This is a genomic window from Paenibacillus sp. UMB4589-SE434 (genome assembly GCF_030226685.1).
GTDB lineage: Bacteria > Bacillota > Bacilli > Paenibacillales > Paenibacillaceae > Paenibacillus_B.
In genome coordinates this window covers 139,696-162,972 of the sequence record NZ_JASOYK010000005.1, presented here as the reverse complement: position 1 = coordinate 162,972, position 23,277 = coordinate 139,696, and the positions used below count along the sequence as shown (strand labels likewise).

20 protein-coding genes and 1 riboswitch are annotated in these 23,277 nt (G+C 47.0%); of the genes, 13 read left to right on the top strand and 7 right to left on the bottom strand.

Features of this window, described 5'->3' with window-relative positions; all coding sequences use genetic code 11:
• Positions 1-36: 36 nt before the first annotated feature.
• The 3 genes from QP775_RS18110 to QP775_RS18100 all read right to left on the bottom strand — a co-directional run bounded on the left by QP775_RS18110 (position 37) and on the right by QP775_RS18100 (position 2,601).
• Positions 37-1,263 carry an ROK family protein gene (locus QP775_RS18110; protein ID WP_285108164.1) on the bottom strand — a complete coding sequence of 409 codons (1,227 nt, stop codon included), beginning with the start codon at positions 1,261-1,263 and terminating at the stop codon, positions 37-39.
• Positions 1,256-1,792, bottom strand: a complete 537-nt coding sequence (locus tag QP775_RS18105; RefSeq protein ID WP_239329356.1) for a chromate transporter — start codon at positions 1,790-1,792, stop codon at positions 1,256-1,258. The genes QP775_RS18110 and QP775_RS18105 overlap by 8 nt, the downstream gene beginning before the upstream one ends.
• Positions 1,793-1,956: 164 nt before the next feature.
• Positions 1,957-2,601: a chromate transporter gene (locus tag QP775_RS18100; RefSeq protein ID WP_239329355.1), complete on the bottom strand. Its 645-nt coding sequence runs from the start codon at positions 2,599-2,601 to the stop codon at positions 1,957-1,959.
• A gap of 237 nt (positions 2,602-2,838) precedes the next feature.
• Here QP775_RS18100 and QP775_RS18095 point away from each other — a divergent pair, with 237 nt between their 5' ends.
• The 3 genes from QP775_RS18095 (at position 2,839) to QP775_RS18085 (ending at position 6,629) form a co-directional block, all read left to right on the top strand.
• A complete protein-coding gene (locus tag QP775_RS18095; RefSeq protein ID WP_285108160.1) occupies positions 2,839-4,401 on the top strand; it encodes an arylsulfatase in 1,563 nt (520 codons plus the stop codon).
• Between the two features lie 275 nt (positions 4,402-4,676).
• Positions 4,677-5,261, top strand: coding sequence for a TetR/AcrR family transcriptional regulator (locus tag QP775_RS18090; protein ID WP_239329353.1), 585 nt, complete (start codon positions 4,677-4,679; stop codon positions 5,259-5,261).
• A gap of 144 nt (positions 5,262-5,405) precedes the next feature.
• The gene (locus QP775_RS18085) at positions 5,406-6,629 is read left to right on the top strand and encodes an MFS transporter (RefSeq protein ID WP_239329352.1); all 1,224 of its coding nucleotides are present in this window, start codon (positions 5,406-5,408) and stop codon (positions 6,627-6,629) included.
• Positions 6,630-6,713: 84 nt separating this feature from the next.
• Here the strand turns inward: QP775_RS18085 and QP775_RS18080 are convergent, their stop codons facing one another.
• Positions 6,714-7,331 (bottom strand): superoxide dismutase, encoded by a 618-nt coding sequence (locus QP775_RS18080; RefSeq protein ID WP_239329351.1) that lies wholly within the window; start codon positions 7,329-7,331, stop codon positions 6,714-6,716.
• 584 nt (positions 7,332-7,915) lie between these two features.
• Here QP775_RS18080 and QP775_RS18075 point away from each other — a divergent pair.
• The 7 genes from QP775_RS18075 (at position 7,916) to QP775_RS18045 (ending at position 14,057) form a co-directional block, all read left to right on the top strand.
• Entirely contained in the window at positions 7,916-8,350 is a 435-nt protein-coding gene (locus QP775_RS18075; RefSeq protein ID WP_239329350.1) for a GNAT family N-acetyltransferase, read from the top strand.
• Between the two features lie 150 nt (positions 8,351-8,500).
• Positions 8,501-9,064, top strand: coding sequence for a DUF402 domain-containing protein (locus QP775_RS18070; protein WP_285108156.1), 564 nt, complete (start codon positions 8,501-8,503; stop codon positions 9,062-9,064).
• 131 nt (positions 9,065-9,195) lie between these two features.
• The gene (gene rnhA / locus QP775_RS18065; RefSeq protein WP_239329348.1) at positions 9,196-9,636 is read left to right on the top strand and encodes a ribonuclease HI; all 441 of its coding nucleotides are present in this window, start codon (positions 9,196-9,198) and stop codon (positions 9,634-9,636) included.
• A gap of 369 nt (positions 9,637-10,005) precedes the next feature.
• Entirely contained in the window at positions 10,006-11,691 is a 1,686-nt protein-coding gene (queG, locus tag QP775_RS18060) for a tRNA epoxyqueuosine(34) reductase QueG (protein WP_275444661.1), read from the top strand.
• Positions 11,692-11,839: 148 nt separating this feature from the next.
• The gene (locus QP775_RS18055) at positions 11,840-12,085 is read left to right on the top strand and encodes a YneF family protein (RefSeq protein ID WP_239329347.1); all 246 of its coding nucleotides are present in this window, start codon (positions 11,840-11,842) and stop codon (positions 12,083-12,085) included.
• A gap of 58 nt (positions 12,086-12,143) precedes the next feature.
• Positions 12,144-12,737: a GTP cyclohydrolase I FolE gene (gene folE / locus QP775_RS18050; RefSeq protein ID WP_028544652.1), complete on the top strand. Its 594-nt coding sequence runs from the start codon at positions 12,144-12,146 to the stop codon at positions 12,735-12,737.
• A gap of 261 nt (positions 12,738-12,998) precedes the next feature.
• The gene (locus QP775_RS18045) at positions 12,999-14,057 is read left to right on the top strand and encodes a DUF7309 domain-containing protein (RefSeq protein WP_285108154.1); all 1,059 of its coding nucleotides are present in this window, start codon (positions 12,999-13,001) and stop codon (positions 14,055-14,057) included.
• A gap of 241 nt (positions 14,058-14,298) precedes the next feature.
• Here the strand turns inward: QP775_RS18045 and QP775_RS18040 are convergent, their stop codons facing one another.
• The 3 genes from QP775_RS18040 to QP775_RS18030 all read right to left on the bottom strand — a co-directional run bounded on the left by QP775_RS18040 (position 14,299) and on the right by QP775_RS18030 (position 18,291).
• A complete protein-coding gene (locus QP775_RS18040) occupies positions 14,299-15,192 on the bottom strand; it encodes a DNA adenine methylase (protein WP_285108152.1) in 894 nt (297 codons plus the stop codon).
• Between the two features lie 306 nt (positions 15,193-15,498).
• A complete protein-coding gene (locus tag QP775_RS18035; RefSeq protein WP_285108150.1) occupies positions 15,499-16,914 on the bottom strand; it encodes a Fe-Mn family superoxide dismutase in 1,416 nt (471 codons plus the stop codon).
• Positions 16,915-17,256: 342 nt separating this feature from the next.
• Positions 17,257-18,291 carry an alpha/beta hydrolase gene (locus QP775_RS18030; RefSeq protein WP_239329343.1) on the bottom strand — a complete coding sequence of 345 codons (1,035 nt, stop codon included), beginning with the start codon at positions 18,289-18,291 and terminating at the stop codon, positions 17,257-17,259.
• 472 nt (positions 18,292-18,763) lie between these two features.
• On the opposite strand from QP775_RS18030, the gene QP775_RS18025 reads away from it, so the two are divergent.
• From QP775_RS18025 to QP775_RS18015, 3 genes are all read left to right on the top strand, one after another.
• Positions 18,764-19,516, top strand: a complete 753-nt coding sequence (locus tag QP775_RS18025; protein ID WP_285108147.1) for an IclR family transcriptional regulator — start codon at positions 18,764-18,766, stop codon at positions 19,514-19,516.
• A 97-nt stretch (positions 19,517-19,613) separates the two neighbouring features.
• Positions 19,614-19,727: riboswitch (TPP riboswitch) on the top strand.
• A 386-nt stretch (positions 19,728-20,113) separates the two neighbouring features.
• Positions 20,114-21,871 (top strand): phosphomethylpyrimidine synthase ThiC, encoded by a 1,758-nt coding sequence (gene thiC, locus QP775_RS18020; RefSeq protein ID WP_239329834.1) that lies wholly within the window; start codon positions 20,114-20,116, stop codon positions 21,869-21,871.
• Between the two features lie 403 nt (positions 21,872-22,274).
• Positions 22,275-23,276, top strand: coding sequence for an LLM class flavin-dependent oxidoreductase (locus QP775_RS18015; protein ID WP_285108145.1), 1,002 nt, complete (start codon positions 22,275-22,277; stop codon positions 23,274-23,276).
• The last annotated feature ends 1 nt before the right edge of the window (position 23,277 follow it).

The following is a 23,277-nucleotide window of genomic DNA, read 5'->3' as shown; positions in this document are numbered from 1 at the left end:
GATTTAGTGAGCTTGTATCGAACAGGAACTGTCTCGCTACTCCGTCAACTTGTCGATAACGATTAACGCAGCACCTACAGCTAATGCCTCTTCACCATAACTTCCTTTACTGAACACGACCTGATAATTGGGATAATGATAGGTCTTGCGTATTGCGGTCTGTGTAGCCGTATAGAAAAATAAATCATGTGTGGTCATTAAAGGACCGCCGAGCACAACTTTTTCTGGGTGAAGCACGTTCAACAAATTGGCTAACCCGATGCCGAAGTAAGTTGCGGCTTGGGTGACAATCTCGGTCGTAAGTGGATCACCAAGCCGCAGCGCTTCCATGACATGGCGAAATTGTATGGGCTCGTCGCGGCGCAGCATTTGCTGCAAGCAACTTTGCCGTCCCATCCGAATGCGAGCATTGATCTCACGTTCAATGGCATAGATGGTTGCGTATGAATCGAGACAGCCATAATTACCATCTGGTGTTCGGAAAGGAATGCCATCGGCCTGAATAATCATCTGGCCAAGCGATCCTTCCATATCAACAGCACCATAGATTAATTTGCCATCCGACATCATGGCGGAGCGCAGGCCAATGCCAGCGTGCATATACAGCATGTGCTGCACATTTTTGGCACGATTTGCCCAAGACTCAGCGATGATGGCTGCGTTTGCACCATTATCCAGCAAGACTGGAAAGTGAAGTTGGCTCTCTAATTCTTTGACGATCGGAACGTGCCTCCAGCCGGGAGCTGCAAACCATTCTGGCTCTTCAATCACGCCGTTGAACCGATGAATCGGACCAACTGCTCCCACACCTAGACCGATAATATGCTCGGGCTTGAGATGATGCTCATCTGCCCAGACCCTAATTTGTCTGACAACGGATTCTATCAGTCTCTCAGGCGTCGTGTCTTCATTCATCTCCCAAACGTAGGTATCCAGCTTGTTGCCAGCCAAATCCAGCAGCACGAGGCGGGAACTGACACGTGAAATATCCAATCCCAGACTGTATCCATAATCAGCACGCACGCGATATAAAATCGGACGTCTTCCACCCGTGGAAGCGCCGAAGCCACTCTCTTCGATCAGTCCCAGCGTGACGAGTTCTTCCAATACACGAGTTAACGTACTGACCGTTAAGCCGCTATCCGCAAGTAGATCATTTTTGGCGATTTCATGTTTACGTCGAATCCGGTGGAACAATTCTTTGGCCTTAGGAGAAGGCAGTCGTTCCGCAAGTTCGATTCGACGGTATGGTCCATTAGGCATATATGGCAATCCCCACTATTCCTGACAATAGGATGACGGTTATTGGATGCATCCGGAACTTCACTAGCCCCAGCAAGGAAAGCGCAAATATGACGATACTGGCATAAGTGCGGATTGAATAACCTTGAAGGATCTCGGAATGCATCGCCATGTTAACAGCCGCATACGCTACAAGTGCGATGACAGCCGGCTTCATGCCGCCGAGTGCAGCTTGCACCCATTGATTATCATACATTCGATAGAAAATAGTGGCAACCAAAAACATGATCATAACAGATGGTAAAATAATGCCGAGTGAAGCAACGAGACTGCCGGGCAATCCTGCAGCTGTAAAGCCGACATATACAGCGATGTTCATAGCTACAGGTCCTGGAGCCATGCCAGCAAGTGCTACGGCTTCAGTATATTGCTGTGCTGACATCCAATGATGGACAGCAGCTTCATATTCGATGACAGGCAGCATCGCATAGCCGCCGCCGAACGAGACAAAGCCCAATTTTAAAAACGTCCAAAATAAACTCCATAACATAGGATGGCCTTCTTCCTTTGTTCTGTTGTGACGGTTCGTCAAGAGTTGATATACGCTTGATATTGTTCGACTGCGCTGTCCATACTGAACAATAATCCAACAGGCCCATATGGTGCTTGAGAAAGTACAGGCATATTTAAGATTATGCTTGAAAGAAACATAGCTCAGCGTGCAGAAGTGGAGGAGTGATACGTATTATGATCTTCTGCCTGATGTTTTTTTGTAGAGCGGCGTCTCAAAGAACGATAACGCCTGTACGCTGCGCCAAGCCCAGCTGACGCACCAAGCAGGAGAATAATTAACGGATTAATGGTTGTAAACAGCAGCAATAAAGAGCATATAGCCACCAAGATCCAGGCAAGCTTGTCATTGAGTATTTGACGTCCCATTCGGATGGCGGCATAGGCAATAAGTGCAATAACGGTAGGCTTGATACCTATAAGTGCTGCCTGTACCCATGGATAATGGCTATAGTGGGCCGCACCAAGACAGAGCGTCAGCATGATCACAATTGTCGGCAAAGAGATACCGATAACTGAAACGAGAAGTCCTGGCAGTCCTGCGATGCGGTAACCAACTAAGGAAGCAACATTAATGCCGATGCCTCCAGGGGCAGCAGCCGACAGGGCGGTGATCTCGCTCATTTCATCTTCTCGCAGCCATTGGCGGCGTCCTGTAACTTCTTTATCAATAATCGGCAGAATAGCGTAGCCTCCACCGAAAGTTGTAGGTCCAATTTTCAAAAAAGTAATAAATAAAGGGATGCAAAGCAGCAGCTTGGGAATTGGAGGGATAGATGGTTCTGACATAGCGTATCCTTCTTTCCTGATGATTGGTTACGAGAACTAAATTAAAATTAAAGTTATACATAAAGTATACCTTACTTAATTCCAAAATGATATAAACTATTTATTAAATGGGTGTTTTAATTGGTTATTTATTTAATGTGGTATAAAAAATATAGCCTATTAAGTTTACTTAATTTCAAATTGGGTGTTAAATGGAGTTAATATTATTTTAATAAGAACAGGGGAGAGGTATAAGCGATGACAACTTCAAGCGACAGCTCGCAGCGCCCCAATGTGCTGCTGATTACGGTTGACCAAATGCGCTTTGACTGCCTTAGTATAGCTGGGCATCCGGTCGTAGAGACGCCAAACCTGGATGAGCTGGCACGTACGGGAGTCCGATTCGATCGTGCTTATTCGGCTACACCGACTTGTGTGCCTGCCCGCGCGGCTATATTTACAGGTCAAAGTCAACGTACGCATGGTCGTGTAGGTTATCAGGACGGTGTCCCGTGGAATTATGACACGACACTTCCTGGTGAATTGGCTAAGGCAGGCTATCATACACAGTGTGTTGGCAAGATGCACGTTTATCCTGCGCGCCGCTTATTAGGTTTTCACAACGTGGTGCTGCATGACGGTTATTTGCATCATAACCGTAATCGCTCTCATGTTGCGGCAAAGGATCATTATGATCAAGTGGACGACTACTTGAATTGGCTGCGCGAGCGTGTACCGGCAGCAGATCTGACGGACCTGGGCTTGGATTGCAACGCCTCGACAGTAGCAAGACCATGGCACCTTCCCGAAATGCTGCATCCAACCAATTGGACCGTCACTCAATCGATAGACTTTTTGCGTCGTCGAGACTCTGATAAGCCATTTTTCTTGTGGATGTCGTTTGTGAGGCCGCATCCGCCATTCGATCCGCCGCAAGCCTATCTGGATTTATATGCGGACGCTGAATTTCAGGGACCAGTAGTTGGCGATTGGGCGGATGGTGACGATGCCATGCAGGAAGGATTGAATCCAGTCACATTCCGCGGCAAAGTGCCGCAGCGTCGTCTAAAACAAGCAATGGCTGCCTATTATGCACTGATTACACACATTGACCATCAGATTGGTCGATTTTTACAAGTGCTGAATGAGTATGGAGAATTAAATAATACCATTATTATGTTTACTTCTGATCATGGCGAGCTGCTTGGCGATCACCACTTGTTCCGCAAATCGATGCCTTATGAAGGAAGTACTCGGGTGCCATTTATCGTAAACGATCCGGGCGGATGGCTGGGTTTAAAGCAAGGCGCGGTTCTTAGCGAAGTGATTGAGATGCGGGATATTATGCCGTCGTTGCTGGAGGCAGCAAGCGTGCCTATTCCATCAAGTGTCGATGGGCAAAGTATATGGAAGCTTGCACGTGCTGTTCCAACTGAGAAGACGGATGCTTTAATTGAAGGAACTGCCGTTAGTGATCTGCCTGCATTGTCAGGACGAACACGAAATATAGAAGCATCAGCTTGGCGCTCTTATTTGCACGGTGAGCAAGCACAAGGAGATGCATCCAATCATTGGCTGACCAACGGGAAAGAGAAATATATTTGGTTCTCCCAGACAGGCGTAGAGCAATATTTTGACCTAGTTCACGATCCGCTTGAACTTCACAATGCGGTCCATGATTCGGATAAGACAGCACGTGTAGTTTATTGGCGCAATATTCTGGTTCAAGAATTGTCAGGACGTGAAGAAGGGTACAGCAATGGACAAAAATTGATTGTTGGCTGCAGGCCAATTGCGACTCTCACACATGTATACGAATAATGTCGGTATACAGGAGAAGCAGACGAATGGATGAAGAATAGAACATTTTTGAGGATAGAGTATTGAATAAATCTTACTTTATACCTTATAAGTACGGATGTATGGACAAAATGGAATTAAGTAAGCCGACACTATCAAGGTGTTGGCTTGCTGTTATGCAGAGGTTGCATATTATCGTGCGAGTGAGCTATAATAATTGAATTGAATGTAACTTAAAAAACTATAAATGTTTTTTAAGTTTTTAATCATTGTTGTCAGGAGGGGAAGAGACATCGATGCGTGAACGAATAATGCAGGCTTTTGTGGATGAGATATTAGATAAGGGCATGAAGTTTACAATGGATGATCTGGCGCATCGTCTAGGAATTAGCAAGCGGACGTTATATGAGCACTTTCCATCCAAAGTCGAAGTGCTGGATTCGATTGTTGAACAGGCACTTCACGAGTCTGAGGTAAGAGCAAGGGAAATTGTGCAAGATCATTCGTTAACGGTGCTGGATAAGATTAGAGCGGTTATGACCGTACTTCCGAACAACTTTGAATTAGTGGACAATCGAATACTGGACCAAATGAAACGACTGTTTCCCGCACAGTGGGAGAAGATTGATGGTATGCTAAAGGACGATTGGGCGATGCTGCGCGAGTTAATAGAAGAAGGAATGGAACAGGGCGTCATTCGCAAGCAGAATGTTGCTTTCTTAATGAAGTTAATAACGGATGCCGTTAATTCTACATTGGATCAGCGATTTTTTGCCAAACAAAATATTTCACTGCCAGATGCAATGAATGCAATTGCGGATGTTATTTTGTTTGGGTTGGTACCACGGGAATCCCAAGTGCAAGCATTAGGCCGTGAGTGAAGAACATCTAGCTTATAGCTTTATGCAATGCATACCTTGAATACAAGGGAAATCGAATATTAACAGTCGTAATGCCAGGTCCACGGCTTGGCATTATCGTATATAAAAACTAAGAAAAACGAAATAGTTTTAGGAGTGGGAGTTATGTCTTTATTAAAGAAATTAACACGGACGCAATGGATTGGTTTAGGTTTGGTCATCAGTATTTTATTTATCGACATGTTATTGTACAGCATCTTTATTCCTGTCGTTCCGTATTTTACGGAAGTGTATCAGATGTCGTCGACGACATTAGGGCTGCTATTTGGGAGTTATGCGGCTGCGCTGTTCTTAATGACGCCTATGTTTGGTCGAATTACAGATCGATTTGGCAGACGCAGAACGATTATGCTAGGGCTTGTCTGTATGATAGGTGCTACGATGTTGTTCGTCTTTTCACAGACGACGGGGACACTAATATTAGCACGGTTTATTCAAGGATTGGCGGCAGCAGCATCTTGGACTGCCGCATTGGCGCTGCTGGCTGACTTATTCTCGGGACCAATGCGGGGGACCGTTATGGGAATTGCGATGACAGGCATCTCGTCAGGATCATTGCTTGGTGCGCCTATTGGCGGATGGCTGTTTGAGGTAGGTGACCATCATACGCCGTTTTGGTTTGCGGCGGCGATAACAGCCGTTATATTTTTGTTGGCGCTTCTATTTTTGCGTGAGCCTGAGCGGGTGGAGCGGCAGGCTAGTGGAGGCACGTTCTCTCTGCTTCGTCATCGAACGGTGCTCTTTATTGCCGTTGTTATTTTGTTGGCAGAGACTACATTAACGTTATTAGAGCCGCTGCTTCCCAACTTTATGACGGAGCGGTTCCAAATGTCGCCGCTGACGTTAGGTTTGCTCTTTGGTGCAATGACGTTAAGTTATGGCTGTATAGCGCCAATAGCGGGAACGTTAGCTTCACGCGGCAACCCGTTTAAGTTAATGCTGATCGGCCTGGCCGGAATTGCCGTTACGCTGCCCCTAATTGCAATTGTGGATCACATCGTGCTCGTATTTGTTGTGGGGAGCTTGATTGGAGCAGCGGTTGGCTTCACACTCTCGCCAACCTTGCCAACGCTAGGAGGAATCGTGGATCGAGACACAGATGGTGATTATGGAGTCGCGTATGCGTTATTTAACATGATTCATGCTGTTGGTATGATGCTCGGACCGATAGCGGGAGGCGTGCTTACTGATTTGATGTCTGTGACTACTGCTTTGGTCGTTATTAGTATTATGATTCTTGCAGGCGTGCTCAGTGGCGTTGTTTTGATTAGAAAGAAGCCAGCGACATTCTCGCCTATACTTTCACGTCAAGCGGGCACGAAAGCTTAATCGGAATAAAGTATGGAAGGCAAAGAGGCCTTTGCTTTAGCAGAATAACTGCTGAAGCAAAGGCCTCTGTAGATATTGCCCTAATTATTTGTTCAAAGCCGCCGCGTAACGTTTCTCAACTTCAGTCCAGTTAATTACGTTAAAGAATGCTGCGATATAGTCAGGACGTTTATTTTGATAATTCAGGTAGTATGCATGTTCCCACACGTCAAGGCCAAGAATCGGTGTCTTGCCTTCCATGATTGGGGAGTCTTGGTTAGGCAGGCTGTACACGGACAATTTGCCGTTGTTGTCTACTGCCAAGAAAGCCCAGCCGGAGCCGAAGCGAGTTGTAGCTGCTTTCGCGAAGTCTTCTTTGAACTTGTCGAAGCCGCCCAGTTCGGCACCGATTGCATCTGCTAATGCGCCGGAAGGCTGGCCGCCACCGTTAGGTCCGATAACTTCCCAGAAGAGAGAATGGTTCGCATGGCCACCGCCGTTGTTGCGTACAGCTGTGCGAATGTTCTCAGGTACGCTGTCAAGATCAGCGATCAGGTCTTCAAGCGACTTGGATTGCAGTTCTGGAGCTGATTCCAGCGCCGCGTTTAAGTTTGTTACATAAGTATTATGGTGACGATCGTGGTGAATCATCATTGTAGTCTCGTCGATATGAGGCTCCAATGCGTTATTTGCATAAGGAAGAGCGGGTAATTGATGTGCCATCTGAAAATACCTCCTAAAAGATATGTAGTAGTATATACACTTCATTAAACATGATTCAAGGGAATAAATCAACATAAATGTTTAGAAAGTAACGCGGAGTCAAATGTGCTGATGTCCCAACCTTATCACATTACCCGAAAACAGCGTTGTTCAAACGGTGGGAGCTCAAATTTCATGCCATTTGCTTAGTAATAGAGGCAGTATATAGAAAATAGTTGAGCTCGGTGGGCTATGACAGAATCAAAGGGGAGTTAACGTTACTTGAGAGAGCCTGATTCTATTTTTCGACAGCAGCTGACGTATATGGTTTTTATCTTTGAGGCCGAGTATATCATGCTAGTTTTACCAATTTATTATTGATTTGGTGTAGGAGAGGTATGTAACCGCTTACTATTAAGCGCTTACAGGAGGAAACAAGAGATTTACCATGATTTTTTATGGAAAATGGTTAAGAAAGAAGGAATTTCGTCTTTTTTGTCGTAATTGTAAACTGTATAATAGATATAAGTTAGATATAAAGTAGCAGACGGACGTAGAGATAAATAGTCGAACCACTATAGCTCAGGATGAGGGAGAAGCTAAACATGAATGTTCGTTCCTTTCGATTGTCGGATTATATGCCGGCTACAGAGTTGTTGCAAGCGTCATTATCAGAAGAGTGTTGTGAGAAGACGTTGGAAGCTTTTGCCAGACAATTGTCGTTGGATGGAGAGTTGGTTGTTGTTGCAGAGATGGAGCAGGACGGCGAGACAAGTATCGTTGGAATTGCCATCGGCACAGTAGACCGCAACAATGGTTATTACTATCGATTAGCCGTGCATCCGGAGTACCGCAGTCAAGGTGTAGGTCGTGCACTTGTCGCCAAGTTGGAGCAGAAGTTCCAGCAGCGTAAGGTCAAGAACATTATGATTGCTGTTGATGAGCATACAGAAGTTGTACTGCCATTCTTCGAGCAATTGGGTTATGGAGCGCAATACGTCATGCGTTCGCTACAGAAGCTTCGTATCGTTACGGGCTAATGCAACAAGAGTGATTACAAACACTCTAATCAGGATATCATTGTATGGGAAGGCATATCTTTTCAACCGTTGCAATCGGGGGAAAGATATGCTTTTCTATTACTATAAATAATTTGTTAAAATTACGTCATTTATAAATGAGGAAAGCGTATGGATCGTTATGAACAAGTGCTCGTAAAAAGTTTTAAGCATGATGGTCATCTTCACCGCATGTGGCTGGAGAATTGGATCGTACCGCAGTCGAAGCGTCATCCGCTTCATGCGTGCGAGGACATGCGCATACTCATTAATAGCCAGACGCCGATACAAGAAGCTGACGGTAAGCAGTGGCTGAGTAAAGTTCCAGCTGTTACCTTTTTTATCCCTCAGCAATGGTTTAATGTGGTTGCGTTAATTGAAGAGCACGGTGTTCGTTATTATTGTAATGTGGCATCTCCTTATTATGAATGTGCAGGTGTATATACCTACATTGATTATGATCTGGATGTTATTCGACATGCAAATGGGCATGTGGCAGTGGTGGATCGGGATGAATATGACCATAATCGCTTAGTATATCGCTATTCAGAACTTGTGGAACGCAAGGTATCGACTGGTCTCGAAGCAGTAATGGAGCGGATACGCGAAGGTCGTGCGCCGTTTCAGGATGAGGCGGTTTGTTGGTATTTCGAACAATGGAAGCTGTGGATGTCGACGGAGGGGTTGTCTGAGTAGCAGTTGGATTAGGTATACTTTATCATCAGCATACGTTTAATTATGGAATTAGCGCGAGATGGCGCCAAGAGAAGTTTTTGGGATCAGTCGCTATAAGGGCAGAATGAGTTCGGGTGTTTGGGGGTATACGGGTGAAGCTAGTTACAATCTATACGGATGGCGCCTGTTCTGGGAACCCTGGTCCCGGTGGATGGGGCGCCGTTCTTCTTTATGGGCAGTATCGAAGGGATATGTCGGGAGCAGAAGCATATACGACCAACAATCGTATGGAAATCAAGGCCGTCATTGAGGCCCTAAAGGCACTGCATGAGACATGCGGGGTTAAGCTTTACAGTGATTCGGCATATGTGGTGAACTGCTTCCAACAAAGATGGATATACAATTGGATGAAGAATGGCTGGCGCAACAGCAAGGGACAGGCAGTAGAGAACAAGGAATTATGGCAAGAACTGTGGAAGCTGATGCAGAAACATAAAGTTGAATATATTAAAGTCAAAGGTCATAGCGACAATGAATTTAACAATCATTGTGATTTTCTTGCACGTGAAGCGATTAAAAGTATGGCGAAATAAGCACTGCTGATTATGATGCTTCATTATAAAATTTAAAAAGGATTCAAATGTAGATGTGAGTCTGATCTGATTTGTAGGGCAAAGGGGAGGAGGTGAACGGGAATGACGAAGCGTGATAGTGTCGAACTGGTACCAAAGTGGGCGCGCGAGCAGGCAGCGGAAGCCGCACGTAGTATAAGGAAGGGTGTGCAATCAGGAGCGCGAAACGATCCGACTGTGGATCAGTTAATTGAAGACGTGGGTGCACAAGAACACCGATGCAGCGAGAGGTTGTATGGTGCCGTAAATAGGGGAGAAGGCATCACAGAGGAGATCGTAACTGATATGTCAGAGGGCATAGATGTTGACTATAGTAACGCTTCTGTACTTATGCCGATACATGACAGCACTGTTCAGACAGCACGCTGGGCACGTCTGAAACAGCTTATTTTAGAGGCAGCACCTACGCTTGGCATTGACCAAATCGGCTTCACCACAGCCGACCCGTTCATCGAATTGAAGGCGCGTCTGCAGGAGTCAGTCGATAAGGGGTATGCCTCAGGTTTTGAGGAGCCAGATCTGGACAAGCGTACGAATCCACGGCTGCTGATGCCAGAAGCGCAGTCCATTCTCTCCATTGCGATAGCTTATCCTTCCAAGCTGCCGGAGATCCCGAAGTCTGAGCCAGGTGCTTACCGCGGTATGTTTGCACGAACGGCATGGGGGATGGATTACCACCATGTACTGCGTGAACGATTAAAGCGGCTGGAGGAGTTCATCCGTGAGCAGGTCCCTGATTTGGAGCTCAATTTGATGAGTATGGTGGATACTGGCGAGCTGTCGGATCGTGCAGTAGCGGAGCGAGCAGGCATTGGCTTTAGCGGGAAGAACTGTTCTATCATTTCGACGAAGCTTGGTTCATGGATCTACCTTGGGGAGATGATCACGAATATTCCATTTCCGCCAGATCACCCTGTGACAGAGGATTGTGGGGAATGCACGCGCTGCCTGGATGCTTGTCCAACATCGGCATTTGTCGGGCCTGGGCAGTTGAATGCGCAGCGCTGCATCTCGTTCCAGACACAGGTAAAAGATACGCTAACCGACGAGATGATGGTTAAAATGGGTAACCGTCTGTATGGCTGTGATACGTGTCAGATGGTATGCCCGAAGAATAAGGGATTGAACTGGACGCACCAGCCGGAGCTGCAGCCCGATCCGGAGCAGGCGAAGCCGCTGCTTGTTCCGATGCTGGCGCTGTCCAATCGTCAATTTAAGTCGGAATTCGGCATGAGCGCCGCCGCATGGCGCGGCAAGAAGCCGATCCAGCGCAACGCGATTGTGGCGCTGGGGAATTTTCGCGACCGCCAAGCCGTACCGGCATTGGCGGAGCTGCTGCGTGCGGACGATCGCGCTGAGATTCGTGCAACGTCCGCGTGGGCTCTTGGCCGCATCGGTGGGGCGGCCGCAATCGAAGCGCTCGCGAAGGCACTGCCGCGTGAGCGGGATGAGGGGGTTGTGCAGATGGTGCAAGATGCGATAGCACAGGCAGTGGGCGAACCAGAGCCGCTGTATGTGCAGGAGATGGTATCTCCAATCGGGCCATTGACGTTGGTGGGGACGCTGGATGGGTTGTGCGCGATTGAGTTTGGCTCGATTCTGGAGCGTTCGGAGAAGATTCATGAATGGGCGGAAAAGGCGATAGGCCCTGTGACCTTGCAGCGGCACCCTGAAAGGCTGAAGGCAGCCAAAGAGCAGCTGGAACAATATTTTGCAGGTGAACGTCGTGAGTTCGACCTTAAGCTCGACCTGCGAGGCGGTACACCGTTTCAGCGCAGTGTGTGGCTGGCGCTGAAAGAGATTCCTTACGGCACGACATGCAGCTATAAGACAATTGCGGAAGCGATTGGCAATCCGAAGGCTGTTCGTGCAGTTGGAGGTGCCAATAATCGTAACCCGATGTCGATTATTATCCCTTGTCACCGTGTAATTGGCGCGTCCGGCGCGCTTGTAGGTTACGGCGGTGGATTAGGTATTAAGGAGCAGTTACTGCGTTTGGAAGGAATCATCACGTAGCTGTGGGCTTGTTTTTTCCATTGCAGAAGATTAGGGCATAATTGTAAAGGAGCGGCTGACATGCTATCATTATTGCGGTGGCAGTCTGTCTGTCGCTATAGGTGTAGAGCAATATTACATTAGATGATGTTGGGGTGACCATAAGAAGATGTGGATTACGATTACGGCGATCGTGTGTCTTATAGTTGGCGCTGTGGCAGGCTTTGCAGGCGGTGTATTCTATTTGCGCAATCAGATGACCAAGATGCAGTCTGACCCTGAAATGCTGCAGAAGATGGCGAAGCAAATGGGCTACAACCTGAATTCGAAGCAGATGCAGCAGGCGCAGAAGATGATGTCTGGTAATGCAGGAATGCCAGGCAAGGGCAATCCAGGTAAGAAATTTAAAAGATAAGCAGTTTAGTTATAGACGGGTGTCTGACACCTAGAGTGTATGGCAGGGGGGAGCAATCATGGCCGGCGTGAAAGATTACGTCAATACGCAAGTTGGCGCAAACCGGGAGCGAATCGAATTCCATATTAAGGAATTATTGAAGCTAATCGGTGAAGATGTCGAGCGAGAGGGGTTGCTCGACACACCTGCGCGAGTCACGCGTATGTATGAAGAAATATTTGCGGGATATGATGTCGATCCCCGTGAAGTATTAGGAGTCACCTTTGACGAGCAGCATGAAGAGCTTGTCATTGTTCGAGATATCACGTATTATAGCCAATGCGAGCACCATATGGCGCCGTTCTTTGGTAAAGTGCATATTGGGTATATTCCAAGCGGCAAGATAGCGGGCCTTAGCAAGTTTGCCCGCCTCGTCGAAGCGGTCACACGTCGCCTGCAAGTGCAGGAGCGAATTACGTCCGAGATTGCAGATATTATGGAAGAGGTATTACAGCCTCATGGCGTTATTGTTGTGGTAGAGGGCGAACATTTGTGCATGTGTGCACGGGGTGTGAAGAAGCCAGGCAGCAAGACGATAACATCTGCGACACGAGGTGTCTATAAGACCGATGCCGCACAACGCTCGGAATTTTTGACGTTATTAAAGCAGTAGTGCAGGGTTTTAATCAATGTTAACATGGAACCCGTTCCGGGCTGGAACGGGTTTTTGTATCGTAAGGGAGTTATAGCTGCTAATCCTCTGTGTGTAGGACTAAACAATGATCACAGACGCAGCAGAGGTTCGAAGTTATTACAGCATCGGATCTGAAGGAATGATGACCAGAAAGCAAAGTTTATGAAACAGCGTTCTTAAGGTTCATCACGACAGCGATGGATTACGTTGTCAGGCACACAAAGGAGGAAAACAGAACAAATGATAGAATCAAAAGAGCAAGTGGAAGTCACTGAGCAGGAGATCGTCTTGACGAAGGAACAGGCGGAATGGGTACGACTATATGAAGCGGCTAGTGCTTATAAGAAGATGGCAAGCTGGACGTGGATGTCGGGAAACCATATTTTTGGTGTGCGTAATCCGGAAAATGGAGAGATGGGTTACTGCAGCATTATGGGTGCCGATGAGTCATTATTCGGCCTAGCCGTGTTCCGGGGCGGGGAAGGTCTGGAAAGCCTGCACGATATGCTGCTAGAGCGTGATGAGCGTTATGCTTGGCTGCATCGTCAGAAATGTATTATGGTAACATTTGAAGACCGTACAGATCTGGAGAAGCAGGACCTCGCGCAAATAAAGGAGTTGGGTCAGCGCTTCCGTGGTCGCAAGACATGGCCGATGTTCCGTATTTTTGACCCAGGGTTGGTGCCTTGGACGCTGGATCAGGAGCAGGTACGTTATTTGACGATAGCCTTGGAGCAAGCTATGGACTTGGCCGGCCGCGCCAAGAAGAATGAGGCTGTGTTAACGGCGCCTCGTTCCGGGCAAGTGCTCGTTCGCTCCAATGAGAATGGCGAATGGCAGGACGTCTGGATGGACCCGGAATTTGTTCTAAAGCGCCCTGTTAAAGCGGAGTGTGAGGATCAAGCCCTGCTGAACGATATTATGACACGTTTTCCTAACAAAAAGGGACAGTGGGAGACGGAGTTCTTCTTTGCGCCAGTAGCCGTTAAGGGAGAAGGCGATCGTCCGTACTATCCGCGCCTGTGCCTATGGGTGGATCGAGCAACACGTTCAGCGGTAGGATTCCACTTGGCCTATGACGACAATTATGAGCAGGAATTCTTGAAGCATTTCTTACAGTTGGTTGAGGAGAAAGGGACACGACCACAAAAGCTGATCATCCGCACAAATGATACGGTCGACCTATTCGAAAAGACAGCGCAGCGCATGAAGATCCGAATTGAGCGTGAACCACGTCTTGCTTATTTGGAAGAGGCACGCGACGATCTGTTTGAATACTTTATGAAGAACCAGAAGTAAGAACGACATGACGCACAGGAACATCCGCTGTGTGTTGTGGAGATATAAATATGATCTATTAATGAGAGGTGGCTTCTGAATTGATCAGAAGTCATCTTTTTTATATATTTGTTGCTTTTAGAATCAAATAGGTTAGAATTACATGTTCACAAAAAATTAAAACGTCCTGACCTGTTCATTTGTAGTTTCGCTGCGGAAACTCAGATTTACAAATCAAGACGTTTTAGTTTGTATTGTGGGACTAAGCGAGGTTAGTAGGTGCCTCCTCTTGTAGCAGGGAGATTAGATTTTCTGCTAACTGAGGTGGCTCATAGTTCATAATAATGAGTTCTGGAATTTTCCCCCGCGCACTGGGTACGGAGTTAATTAGTCTTCGTGCCTCTACATGGTGAATGTGATACTCCTCAAATAGCTCCATAATAAAATCAGTCGCATGGTTGGACAGCATCACGTATACGCCACGCTTGTCCAATTCCCGAAACAACTCGGCAAGTCTGCGCTGTTCTTCACGTCCGAATCCTCCGATTGTATACGTGGTGAACGAGGAGGTCGTAGACAATACATCGTACGGAGGGTCAAAATAGACAAAATCCCCGGCACGCGCATGTCGTACAGCAGCCGTGTAATCGCCTTGTCGCATCAGAATTTCATTGGATTGAAAATAGTGTGACAAGGTCCGGATCTTTCGCTCCTGAACGAAGTCAATGGAAGAATATTTGCCAAAGGGAACATTAAAAAAACCTTTACTGTTAACCCGATATAATCCATTAAAACAAGTTCTATTCATATATAAGGTGCGCGCAGCCCGTTGAATAGGAGTAAGATTTGAATAATTTACCCGGTCACGATCCCACGACCTTACTTCGTAATAATAATCTTCTGTGTTCTGATGCGTCGATAAAATATGGATCAGATCCTCGGGGTGCTGCTGGACGACACGGTACACATTAATCAAATCTTCATTTATGTCATTAATGACTGCGCGTACAGGGTGAACTGCAAATAAAAGAGCACCTCCGCCGACAAAAGGCTCGTAATAGGACGCGATTGACCAGTCGAGCAGCGGTAACCGCGCACGAAGATGAGGCAGCAATTGTCGTTTGCCACCTGCCCATTTGACGATTGGCTTAAGCATCCTTATCTCCTATCTCATGTCATTTATTTTAATGGTAAACGATTTATATAAAAGAAAAAGCGGCTGAGAGCCGCATTATTGAACAAACTATTATTAAACAAATGAATGTTGATAATGCTATTGTATCGTTGGCGAGATAGGGAAGCAAGACTGAAAAGACTGGAGAATGAACCAATTTAATTGTAGTACATGGATGCCGCAAATCGGCTGACATTCATAGAGGGTTCGTTTGGACACCATATCTAACTATACGATACGATAAACAGAAGTCGTGTTAATGATGAGGGTTGTAGAGTTAGGCTAAGGTTAAAAGGGTTCCCACTGCAGCTTGCGCGCCTGGACATAACGTTCATTTACAATAGGCCAATAGACGACGTTCCACCAGTCTGTAATGTAATCAGCGCGCTTATTTTGATGCTTTAAATAATAGGCATGTTCCCAGACGTCAACAGGCAGGAGCGGAACGATATCCCACTGTGACAGGTTTTGATGTTTTTCTGCTTGCAATATTTCGAGTCGTCGGCTGCGTGGGCTCCAAACAAGCACAACCCACCCCCCACCTTCCACCTTTACGGCAGCCTGTGAAAAGTGCTCCTTAAACGCTTCATAGCTGCCAAAGTCACGCTCGATCTGCTGCCGAAGCTCGCCATTCGGCTCCCCTCCGCCATGCGGATTCATTGTGTCCCAGAAGATAGTGTGGAGGTAATGCCCCGCACCGTTAAAGGCAAGCTCACCAGAGAGTGCTTTGACCGATTCGTAGTTGCCCGTACGGCGTGCCTCTACAAGCGCAAGTTCGGCATGGTTTAAGCCGTCGACGTAAGTCTGATGATGCTGATTATGATGGATACGCATCGTCTTCTCGTCAATGTGCGGTTCAAGCGCATAGTAGGGATACGGAAGCGGCGGCAGGCGGTGTCCGCCGGGCGGCACGTATACATTGTCGGGACGCTTTGCGACCTGTGACGCCGCAATTGGTGCGACGCTACGCTGCGACTCAGCGCCAGCAGCTGCACCAGCATCGGCAGCTGCACCAGCGCCGATACCAGCGGCAGCAGTCGCGACAGCCGCATAAGCGCCGTTGCTGCTGCCGGCCAGCCACGGCTTACCGCCGTTCGGGCGCTGGCCGCGCCCAGTGCCGATGACCGCGCGGATGCCGTCAGCGCCTCCCGTCAGCGCCTGTGCCACAGTGCGATCATCCGCAGCATGCGGCTGCGCGGCGCTAGGCGGTACCGACCGCAGCGCATGTATGTGCGCCTTCGGCTCTGCTGGCTGAGCGGCATGATTGCTGATCGCAGCCAGCGGCATGCTTGCGAGTGCCTGCGCCGCACTCACAAACACATAGGATTCGCGTACAATGTGCGCGATAACAAGGCTGACAAGCGGTAAGTTCTGCACCGCTTGACTGTACTGCTTTAAATAGTCGAGCTGCTCGGTAAACTGTTCGGACTGATATACAGCGGCCTTAAGCAGCAGTTCGATCTGGTCGTTCAGAGCGGCATCTGTTTGGCCGTTGTTTTTTTGAATGGCGTGGAGCCAATTACGAGCCGTTTCTTCCGTCTTGATAAAAACATGCTCCCACTCATTTAACAGTTGTACGTAGGTGGGCTCAAGTTCAGGAACCATTTGGTGTACAAGTACGGTGTGCTCCTGCTCTTGATTTTTCCAACATTGAATTTCCTCCAATAAGCGAACGGGCATTAATGGCCCATAAATCGTTAGCACGACAGTCCCTCCCTAGCCTCATAGCTCCATGATGCGCTGCTATAAATATATGACAAGAAGGGGTTGACCTATTATTTGTTTTGAACAGTCAAGAGATGAAGGCGATTCGTCAGCCAGAGCCAATTATGATGCTTGTATGCTAGATGGGAATTCATGCAAACAATAATGTTGATCTATTTGTACAATTGCAAAATTAAACATACGCTATGTGTGTAATTCCTGCTGCAGAGCAGCTGCCTCTACAGCAGTATCAAAATAAAAGGCATCCCTAATGTGGGACGCCTTGTTTCAGCATGTAATATAGCACATGTGTGATTCGCGCATAAGCAGTAACAATTAGAGTTAATAGCGTTCATTGCGCATCGCAAGCAGCATTTCCCGTTCCTCTGCACGTTCCAGGAACAAGGACACTTTACGTAAATAATCTTTACTATGCGCCCGGTAAACCATCTCATGTTGAGCTTGCGGGACAATCCAGGAGGAGGAAAGCTCCGGGTCCTGGTTAGCCGCAATGTGTTCGGCAATCGTATAGGGTGCTTTGGTATCGTCCGTTCCGTGAATAAACAAGGTTGGTATCGTATACTGATGCGTTTTTACTTCGTTATAAGGGATTTGGTTCAAGCTTGTATCGTTAAGCAGCGGGAACATACCGCGCAGTATATCCAGAGAAGGATGCTTAGGTACATCAACGAATTGCTGCAAATTGTGATACAGTGTATCAGGTTCCAATAGAAATGTACTGTCAAGAACCATGCCATCAATGCCGTTATTTTCAACAAGCCCAGCCTGCAATGCAGTTCCAGCTCCCATTGAAAATCCCCATACAATGACTTCCTTAGCACCGCGTGTATGAGCAAGTTCTACCGCTCCAAGGAGTTGTTCTTTCTCCAAACGACCGCCTGTCGCCTTCGTCTTGTGCTGCTCTGAAGCAAAACCATAGTCAAACATCACCACGTTGTATCCTAGCCGGTGTGCATATTGCGCCAAGTCATACATAGGTACCCAGTATTCTTCACGATTGGCCCCGTAGCCATGGCTGAACACGATGGTACGTTCAGAAGCTTGGCTGGCTGGGATGTACCATCCGTCAACTAACGTATGTTTATCCCGAGCAGGGAAGGTAACGGTATCATATTTCATACCTTTTGATGCCAAAGGATTAGAGAACAATGGTGGTACTTCGGGATTGGCGAACATCCAAGCAATAAAGGCATGGAGGGCCAGGAAAATGATAACAGCCGCAAATAGGATGGACAACGAGAGGGCGATGGCCACGTGTTTAAGTCGCAGTCGCTTAGCTGCCAATGAGCCGGGACTTAATGGAACAAGCCATTCTGGTTGTACAGCAGGGGAAGTCGTTGTCACGGGTGCGTTCATAATGATGCCCTCCTTTTGCGAGTGAATGCTGGATAGATAAGCTTCACTGTTTCTGCTCGTTAGTTATACCTTCTAGGCGATAAAAGAAAAGGCTAGGGCCTAAGTCTTATTTGAAAGAGTTGCTCTCGAAAATGTCGTAGTTGTAGCTTAGATTATAACGGGATCTGAATCTCGTTCTTCTATATCTATCGTATGTCGGGAAGCCTATCATAGCAACGGTTCTGAGTGATTTGTAAGGAGAATGTAATCATCCCGTAACATAAGCGATGAGCACAGGATCTAATGTCGAAAGAGGGACTAAAGTCCATGGCATAATACTGCAGCTGTGCGAGAAGTGCTGATTTTTTATTACTAGTGTGCAGGGAGACTTCATAATATGAAATACAAAGGGCTCTTTACGATTGATTAGCAGGAGAGTTATACTAGATGTAACAAAGTTTCATAGAATGAAACGAAAGAAGGCGATAATAAGATGGAAGAACGCGGGGGAAAACAAACGGTACGCGCGGTTGAACGCGCGCTTGATATATTAATGTGCTTTGCTGGGGAGAAGGATTTAAGTTTGACCGAGATTGCGGCTCGGATCGAGCTAAATAAGAGTACTGTTCATCGGCTGCTGGCTACGTTAGAGGAACGCGGCTTTATTCTGCGGAATAACGATAAGTTCCGACTGGGCTATAGCATCTGGGAGCTTGCAGCGAATCTGACGGAACTGGACGATCCAGCACAATTGCTGCTGCCAGAGATGGAACGATTGCGTGAACAACTGGGTGAGACGGTGAGCCTCTACGTTCGCGATGGGAATAACCGCATTCGTATTCAGGCCGTTCAAAGCAAGCAAGCGATTCGCCGTGTAGCGACTGTGGGTGCCCGTCTACCGTTGTATGTTGGTGCATCCAGTAAGGTGTTGTTGGCCTTCGCGGAGTCTGCTGAACGAGAAGCAGCTGTACAAGAGTCGACATGGCCGGATTCAATTGACCGCGATTCGTATTTGCACCAACTGGAAGAGGTGAGGCAGATGGGTTATGCGCTTAGCATCGAGGAGCGAGAGCCGGGGGCTGCTGCTGTATCGGTGCCGATCTTTGATCGGAATCATAAACTGACGGCAGCGTTATCCGTGTCAGGGCCAGTCAGCCGTATGTCGGTTGAGACGATGCGTGAGTATGCCCCGCAATTGATGGAAGCGGCTCAGCGTATGCAAACAATGATGAGGGCTATGACATAAAGTGGCATAAACGACTTCGAATGTGCCTTGCCAAATGCTTTAATTTCGTGTATCTTAAGATAGATTAAATCGTTAATTATTTCCAACCAATTTAATCATGCGTTACTAGGGGAGCCCCGAGCGTGGGCTGAGACAAGATCGCAACGAAGATCTTAAACCCTTTGCACCTGATCTGGATTATACCAGCGTAGGGAAGTAATCGGCACTTGATATGGATGCAGCGAGACTTGTGTGACTTGTCACCGCTTGTTGTATCTTGAGGCAGTTCGTTGACGCCATTCAAGCCGGTTCCTTCGGGGATCGGCTTTTCTATTTGTGATGACGGTAATGGTGTATGCGTCTGTTCTCATTGTCTTGTGTCTCTTTCACCTCTGAAATGAACGGATTTAGGCAAGATAGATCAACGTCCAGTTCTCATTAGGGCTACATCTATACTACCGCTCCTTTCACTTTCCCTGCCGCTCCACTTGCAACGTGTTGCCCGGTGCAAGTACCTGCATAATCCTCAGAACTGCACAGTCCGCATGAACTTTCAATATGGTTTGGAAAGTACAAGGAGGACTCATAATGTCAAATGTATACAAAAATACTCCTCATATGGATGCAGACGCTCGAGAGTGGTGCGCTCCTTTTCCGAATAGCACTAAGGTGTATACGGAAGGGTCGCGAACAGACATTCAGGTGCCTGAGCGCGAGATTAGACTCGCGGACACTGAGACACCTGACGGCATAGAGACTAACGAGCCGCTGCGTGTTTATGACACAAGCGGTCCTTACACAGACCCACAGTATGCAGTGGACATTCGTAAGGGAATACCTGTTATCAAGCATGACTGGATTACGGAGCGTGGAGATGTTGAGGCGTATCAGGGACGGGATGTCCGTCCTGAGGACAACGGATTCCGGACAACGGATGCTGTAAGAATTGCAGGTGCTGAGATATTTCCGGCAGAACGTCATGTGCCGCTTAGAGCAAAATCGGGGAGCAATGTGACACAGCTTCACTATGCGCGCCGCGGAGTTGTAACACCTGAGATGGAATTTGCAGCTATTCGAGAAGGCCTGTCGCCGGAATTTGTACGTGCGGAGATTGCATCGGGACGTGCGATACTGCCAGCTAATATTAATCACCCTGAGTGCGAGCCGATGATGATCGGACGGCATTTTCATGTCAAAATTAACGCCAATATCGGCAACTCCGCTGTTGCGTCTTCGATCGAGGAAGAAGTAGAGAAGATGACATGGGCCATTCGCTGGGGAGCCGATACCATTATGGACTTATCGACAGGGAAAAATATTCATACGACCCGGGAGTGGATTATTCGCAACAGTCCGGTTCCGGTTGGAACGGTGCCGATTTATCAAGCGCTGGAGAAGGTTAACGGCAAGGCAGAGGATTTGTCGTGGGAAGTATTCCGCGATACTTTAATCGAGCAGGCGGAGCAAGGGGTGGACTACTTTACGATTCACGCTGGCGTGCTGCTGCGGTACATTCCGATGACGGCTAAGCGTATGACCGGCATCGTGTCGCGTGGCGGCTCGATTATGGCCGCGTGGTGCTTGGCGCATCACAAGGAGAACTTTCTATATACTCATTTTGATGACATCTGCCAGATTATGAAACAGTATGATGTTGCATTTTCGTTAGGAGATGGTCTTCGTCCAGGCAGCATTTATGACGCTAATGATGAAGCACAATTTGCTGAGTTGAAGACGTTGGGCGAGTTGACGGAGATCGCATGGCAGCACGATGTCCAGGTGATGATTGAAGGGCCTGGTCACGTGCCAATGAATAAGATTAAGGAGAATATGGACCTTCAGCTGGAAATATGCAAAGAGGCGCCGTTCTATACGCTTGGCCCATTAACGACTGATATTGCCCCGGGCTATGACCATATTACATCCGCGATCGGTGCGGCGATGATCGGCTGGTTTGGCACTTCGATGTTGTGTTATGTGACACCGAAGGAACATCTTGGCTTGCCAAATAAGAATGATGTGCGCGAAGGTGTCATTACATACAAAATTGCGGCGCATGCAGCAGACCTTGCAAAAGGGCATCCGCGAGCGCAGCGGCGTGACGATGCGTTGTCGAAGGCACGCTTCGAATTCCGATGGCGTGATCAATTTAACTTGTCGCTGGACCCAGAACGCGCCATAGAGTTCCACGACGAGACATTGCCTGCGGAAGGCGCCAAGAGTGCCCATTTCTGCTCCATGTGCGGGCCAAAGTTCTGCAGCATGCGGATCACGCAGGATATTCGACAGTATGCGAAGGAGAACGGGCTGGAAGATGCTGAAGCCATCGAAGCAGGGATGCGGGATAAAGCTGAAGAATATCGAGCGGCCAGATAACAATGTAGAGAATATTAGAACAGCTCCCTTCTTACATAAGGGGGCTGTTGTTGTAATGGAGAGAATGGACAACGTAAACGTTTTGATGGAACTTGGGGAGCTGTGATTTGAAAAACTTAACACGGCGCCAGTAAACGGCAATTTTACAATTTTCTCGTTTTAAAATAAAAATACTAAAAAATTGAGGAAATATATCAAAAATCGTTGATTATTATTATTTATTTGTTAATTTTTTTCATGTATGATTGTAGCAATGATTCCAATTATTTGGTTAATGATTGCGATGTTCTAAGGTTAAGAAACTCTGAAAATCTTTACTCCTAGAGATAGACGGTTCGTAAATCATGAGATTTCCAAAGTGAATTCACTTGAAGTACAACTACGTGTATAAGGAGGAGAAATGTTGAAAATATATTCACAGACTCCGCACAGCAGTCATGAAAATTATTTGGATAACATCATTTCAATTGCTAAGTTATCTGAAGAGTTTGGTTACACAGGGATATTAGTGACATATTCATCTTCTAGTATGGATCCTTTAATGATAAGCCAAGAACTGATCAAGCACACGTCTTCTCTACGACCTTTAATTGCTGTTCCCCCTAGTGCGTTGCCTTCAGAGACATTAGTCAAGATGCTTCAGACTTCGTACATGCTCTCAGGCAGAGTCATTGATATTAATGTTATTAATGGAGTGGCTAATCGTCTTTCCGAACCACCTAATCCAAATCATCACAATAAATATGACCCATTGGTGGAATACATTCATCAAGTAAAAAGAACTATTAGCGAAGGTGAATCTCTTAATTGGGACTTTTTTAAGTATACGCAAGAGGATCAAAGCGTATCTAAAAGCCTGGGCCATAAAGATAAGTATGAGCCATCTGTGTATTTGTCTGGAACATCAGTCCCAGGTTTGGAAGCTTCCTTTATGGCAAAGGTAGATTATTTAACGGTTCCACAGCCAATAGAACGCTATAAAAGTGAAATGGCTGGCTACAGAAACAACGAAGATAATCAGTTAGGTATCTGTCTGGGTATAATATCTAGACCTAGTAGAGAAGAAGCTATTGCTGAAGCTTATCGGATATTTCCTCAACAAGAAAAGGAGCGAGTAATGCTTGCTTTCAAGAGAGGCTCCAAGATGAGTGGGATCAAACAAATGGCGGAGCTTGCCTTAGAAAATGATCTATTCGATAACATATACTGGACGGGGCCATTTAAAAGTACGGGGATTATGTATCCGTATTTTATCGGGAGCTATGAGGAAGTAGCTGCTTATATTCAACAATATGTTGATTTTGGTGTACGCACATTGATACTTAACATCCCTTTTACAAAAGCTGAATTCGTGCATCGAGATGAAGTATTTAAAAGATTGTCTGTTTCGATAAGCACTTATTAAA

Excerpts from the sequence above, each read along its gene's own strand:
- QP775_RS18110 (WP_285108164.1), bottom strand. The coding sequence starts at position 1,263 with ATGCCTAATGGACCATACCGTCGAATCGAACTTGCGGAACGACTGCCT.
- QP775_RS18105 (WP_239329356.1), bottom strand. The coding sequence starts at position 1,792 with ATGTTATGGAGTTTATTTTGGACGTTTTTAAAATTGGGCTTTGTCTCG.
- QP775_RS18100 (WP_239329355.1), bottom strand. The coding sequence starts at position 2,601 with ATGTCAGAACCATCTATCCCTCCAATTCCCAAGCTGCTGCTTTGCATC.
- QP775_RS18095 (WP_285108160.1), top strand. The coding sequence starts at position 2,839 with ATGACAACTTCAAGCGACAGCTCGCAGCGCCCCAATGTGCTGCTGATT.
- QP775_RS18090 (WP_239329353.1), top strand. The coding sequence starts at position 4,677 with ATGCGTGAACGAATAATGCAGGCTTTTGTGGATGAGATATTAGATAAG.
- QP775_RS18085 (WP_239329352.1), top strand. The coding sequence starts at position 5,406 with ATGTCTTTATTAAAGAAATTAACACGGACGCAATGGATTGGTTTAGGT.
- QP775_RS18080 (WP_239329351.1), bottom strand. The coding sequence starts at position 7,331 with ATGGCACATCAATTACCCGCTCTTCCTTATGCAAATAACGCATTGGAG.
- QP775_RS18075 (WP_239329350.1), top strand. The coding sequence starts at position 7,916 with ATGAATGTTCGTTCCTTTCGATTGTCGGATTATATGCCGGCTACAGAG.
- QP775_RS18070 (WP_285108156.1), top strand. The coding sequence starts at position 8,501 with ATGGATCGTTATGAACAAGTGCTCGTAAAAAGTTTTAAGCATGATGGT.
- queG (WP_275444661.1), top strand. The coding sequence starts at position 10,006 with ATGCCGATACATGACAGCACTGTTCAGACAGCACGCTGGGCACGTCTG.
- QP775_RS18055 (WP_239329347.1), top strand. The coding sequence starts at position 11,840 with ATGTGGATTACGATTACGGCGATCGTGTGTCTTATAGTTGGCGCTGTG.
- folE (WP_028544652.1), top strand. The coding sequence starts at position 12,144 with ATGGCCGGCGTGAAAGATTACGTCAATACGCAAGTTGGCGCAAACCGG.
- QP775_RS18045 (WP_285108154.1), top strand. The coding sequence starts at position 12,999 with ATGATAGAATCAAAAGAGCAAGTGGAAGTCACTGAGCAGGAGATCGTC.
- QP775_RS18040 (WP_285108152.1), bottom strand. The coding sequence starts at position 15,192 with ATGCTTAAGCCAATCGTCAAATGGGCAGGTGGCAAACGACAATTGCTG.
- QP775_RS18030 (WP_239329343.1), bottom strand. The coding sequence starts at position 18,291 with ATGAACGCACCCGTGACAACGACTTCCCCTGCTGTACAACCAGAATGG.
- QP775_RS18025 (WP_285108147.1), top strand. The coding sequence starts at position 18,764 with ATGGAAGAACGCGGGGGAAAACAAACGGTACGCGCGGTTGAACGCGCG.
- thiC (WP_239329834.1), top strand. The coding sequence starts at position 20,114 with ATGGATGCAGACGCTCGAGAGTGGTGCGCTCCTTTTCCGAATAGCACT.